Raw genomic sequence first — 3,620 nt, 5'->3', positions numbered from 1 at the left:
ACCTATGTACTGGCCGAGGCCGGTCTGCTCGATGGCCGCCGCGCCACCACGCACTGGCGCCATACGCGACATTTCATCGAGACCTATCCGCAGGTGAAGCTCGACGCCGACCAGATCTTCGTGCGCGACGGCGAGATCTGGAGCTCGGCCGGCATCAGCGCCGGCATCGACCTGGCGCTGGCGATGATTTCCGAGGATCACGGCGACGAGGTGGCGCAGGCCACCGCGCGGCAACTGGTGCTGTACCATCGGCGCAGCGGCGGGCAGTCGCAGTTCTCCTCATTGCTCGAGCTGAAAGCGCCGACCGGCCGCTTCGCGCCGTTGCTGGCGTGGGCGCGCGAGCATCTTGCGCGGCCGCTCACCGTCGAGCATCTCGCCGAGCAGGCCGGCATGAGCGCGCGGCATTTTTCCCGCGCCTTCATCGCCGAGACCGGCGCGACGCCCTCCAAGGCGGTGGAGCGGCTGCGCCTCGAAGTGGCGCGGGAGCGCGTGCAGTCGTCGCATGAAGCAATCGAGCAGGTCGCGCACGCCACCGGCTTCCGCGATCCCGAACGGATGCGCCGCGCCTTCATCCGCAGCTTCGGCCAGCCACCGCAGGCGCTGCGGCGACGCGCGCGTAGCAACTGAGGCGCAGGGCAGCGGGTGATACGCGGTCAGCGGCGCCGGATGGAAGGGGTGTCGGGCGCTCGCCCCTCAGGGTTCGCGCCGACGCCGGCCTAGATGGCCGAGCAGCGGCGCGGCAAAGGCCATCGCCCAGAAGTACGGCGCCCACGCCGGCGCGACATAGGCTGTGGCGGTGCCGAGCAGGAAGACCACCACCGGAAAAATCGCAGGCGCCAGGATATCGAAGCGGCCTCGGCCGCGCAGCGCGAGCAGCCACAGCACCGCGTTGAGTGCAGCGATCACCGTGAGATGCAGCCCGTAGAGCACAGCGATCTCGTTGCTGGCGCGGTAGCTGCCATAGAGGCCGTTGGTCGCCGGGAGCACGATGATCGACAGCAGGAACAGCAGGTTGAGAAACACCACGCCGCGGCCGGCCTCCGGCGCGATGGCGAGGCGTCGCTGGTGGCTGAACCAGAATACGCCGGCGATGATGAAGCTGAGCATCAGCGGCACAATGTGCGGCGCGTAGGCGCGGGTGAGCTCGGTCCAGTCCGGCGCCGCGCTCAACCCGGATGCCTTTGGCAGGTTGTAGGCGAGCAACGTCATGGCGACGCCGAAGATGGTGTTGCTCAACGCCTCCAGCCGCCGCATTTCGAACAGATCGCTTGGCCCCGTCATGGTCCCTCGACTCGTCAGGATTGATGCGATCGCGCTGCGCCAGTCCTACAGCTAAACCAGACGCTACCCCAGCGCCTTCAGCCACGCGCCGATGTCGTGCAGCGCCTCGTTGGCCTTCGGCAAAATCTTGCCCATGGTGACGAAGCCGTGGAACTGGCCGGGATAGGTCTTGGTCGCCACCGCGACGCCGGCGTCCTTGAGCCGCATTGCATATTCGTCGCCTTCGTCGCGCAGCGGATCGGCGCCGGCGGTCAGCACATAGGCCGGTGGCAGGCCGGCAAGGTTATCGACGCGCGCGGGCGAGGCGCGCCAGTTGTCGATGTCCTCCATGCCGTTGAGATAGTGGTCGCGAAACCACCGGATGACGTTGTGCGTCAGCAGGCAGTCGGTCTCCGGCTCGCGGTGCGAGGGATGGGTCATGCGAAAATCGGTGGCGGGGTAGATCAGCACCTGGGCCTGCAGCTTCGGGCCGTGTTCGCGGGCGTCGATCGCGACAATGGCGGCGAGGTTGCCGCCGGCGCTGTCGCCGCCCACCGCGATGCGCGACGCATCGACATTGAGCTGGATGGCATTGTCCGCGATCCATTTTGTAGCAGCGATGGCATCGTCGATGGCGGCGGGAAACTTGTGCTCGGGGGCGAGGCGGTAATCCACCGAGATCACCATCGCCTCGGCTTGCATCGCCAGCGTGCGGCACACCACGTCGTGGGAGTCGAGATCGCCGATCACCCAGCCGCCGCCGTGGAAGAAGATCAGGCACGGCGCCATGCCATCAGCCTGCCGCACCTGCAGCGGCGTGTAGATCCGCACCGGGATCGCGCCGGCCGGGCCGGGCACGGTCATCGCATGAACGTGCGCCATCACCGGCGGTTCGGGATGCGCGACCAGCCGGGCCTTGAGATACCATTCGCGCGCTTCCGGCGGCGACAGGGTTTCATAGGGCGGGCGACCGGCCTCGCGAAACGCGGCGAGGACGGCGGCAGCATCGGGATCGAGTACGACGGGCATGCGGGACCTTGCTTGTTTTGGCTTTGATTACGAGGCGGTGCGACCGCCATCGACGGTGTAGGCGGAGCCAGACACGTAGCTGGCGTCATCGGACGCCAGAAACGCGACGATCGGCGCCACTTCGGCGGCGAGGCCGAGCCGCCGCGCCGGAACCCGGTCATGAACCTTTTCCGGCGGTACCGGCTCGCCGCGGCTGCGCCCGACCACGATGGCGCTGAGCATGCGGCTGTCGATCATCCCCGGGCACACGCAGTTCACCCGCACATTTGTGCCGCTGCATTCCAGCGCCGCGGTTTTGGTCAGGCCAATTACCGCGTGCTTGCTGGCGCTGTAGGCGGCGATGTCGGCCGAACCGATCCGGCCGGCGATCGAGGCGGTGTTGATGATCGAGCCGCTGTTCTGCTTCAGCATGGTCGGCAGCACGTGCTTCATGCCGAGGAACACGCCGACCACGTTGACCTCGAGCACGCGGCGGAAATTTTCCACCGAGGCGTCCACGATCGGCACGATGTCGCCTTCGATGCCGGCATTGTTGAAGAACACGTCGATGCGGCTGAACTTGCCGAGCGCCAGGCGCACGTAACCGGCGACGTCTTCCTCGCGGGTGACGTCGGCGACCACGGCCATCGCCTCGGCATGGGCGGGCAGGCCGGTGACCGCGCGTTTCAATCCCTCGGCGTCGCGATCGACCGCCACGATGCAGGCGCCGCGCGCTGCCAACAGCCGCATGGTCTCGGTGCCGATAACGCCGGCGGCGCCGGTGACCAGCGCGATCCGGCCATCCAGACGAATCCTGTCGGTCATGGTGTTGCTCTCCCTGGACGTCCGGTTGCTCCGGCTCTGCACCGACTATTTCATGCGGGCGAGGACGTGACCAGACCGGCGGTATGCGGCGCCGGGTGCCCTTTCGCCGCCGCATTCAGCGTGTTAACCGGAGGCCATTGCGCGCGGCCTCCATTACGATGTCGCGAGCCTGATTCTCCCACCGAGCCGCGCCCGATGTTCCGAACCCTGACCCTCGCTGGTTTTGCGGCCCTGCTGGCCGCCACGTCGCTGACCTCCGCCGTCGCCCCGGCGCAGGCGCAGTTCGGCACGCTGTTCGGCGATCCCGCGCCGCGCCCGCCCGGCAATGTGCCGCGCGGCCAGCAGCCGCCGCCATCCGACGACGACGAGGAAGTGCCGGAGCTGCCGCAGGGCCGGCTGCTGCCGACGCGACCGGGGCAGGGCGTGCCGCCGCCCGGCGCCGTGCAGTCGCAGCCGTTGGCGCCGCCACCGGCCACCACCGTGATTCCGCAAAACGTGCCGCCCGGCGGCGCGCCGCCGCAGCCGCC

Annotated in this window: 4 protein-coding genes and 1 pseudogene; 2 read left to right on the top strand and 3 right to left on the bottom strand. The window is 68.4% G+C overall.

Annotated features, from left to right (window positions below):
- A partial coding sequence (locus tag JWR89_RS08140; RefSeq protein ID WP_299714098.1) for a helix-turn-helix domain-containing protein occupies positions 1 to 627 on the top strand: 627 nt, incomplete at its 5' end.
- Between the two features lie 66 nt (positions 628 to 693).
- Here the strand turns inward: JWR89_RS08140 and JWR89_RS08135 are convergent.
- From JWR89_RS08135 to JWR89_RS08125, 3 genes are all read right to left on the bottom strand, one after another.
- On the bottom strand, positions 694 to 1,281 hold the full coding sequence (locus JWR89_RS08135) for a TMEM175 family protein (protein ID WP_299714095.1): 588 nt from the start codon (positions 1,279 to 1,281) through the stop codon (positions 694 to 696).
- 63 nt (positions 1,282 to 1,344) lie between these two features.
- Complete coding sequence (locus tag JWR89_RS08130; RefSeq protein ID WP_299714093.1) at positions 1,345 to 2,289, bottom strand: alpha/beta hydrolase; 945 nt, start codon at positions 2,287 to 2,289, stop codon at positions 1,345 to 1,347.
- 27 nt (positions 2,290 to 2,316) lie between these two features.
- Positions 2,317 to 3,093 (bottom strand): SDR family oxidoreductase, encoded by a 777-nt coding sequence (locus JWR89_RS08125; RefSeq protein WP_299714090.1) that lies wholly within the window; start codon positions 3,091 to 3,093, stop codon positions 2,317 to 2,319.
- 195 nt (positions 3,094 to 3,288) lie between these two features.
- Here JWR89_RS08125 and JWR89_RS08120 point away from each other — a divergent pair.
- Positions 3,289 to 3,620: pseudogene (locus JWR89_RS08120) on the top strand (DUF2155 domain-containing protein); the annotation flags it as partial.

Source organism: Tardiphaga sp., from assembly GCF_028290785.1.
In the GTDB taxonomy this organism is placed as follows: Bacteria; Pseudomonadota; Alphaproteobacteria; order Rhizobiales; family Xanthobacteraceae; genus Tardiphaga.
Note: the sequence above shows the minus strand (reverse complement) of the source record. Positions and strands in the feature narration are given on the sequence as shown.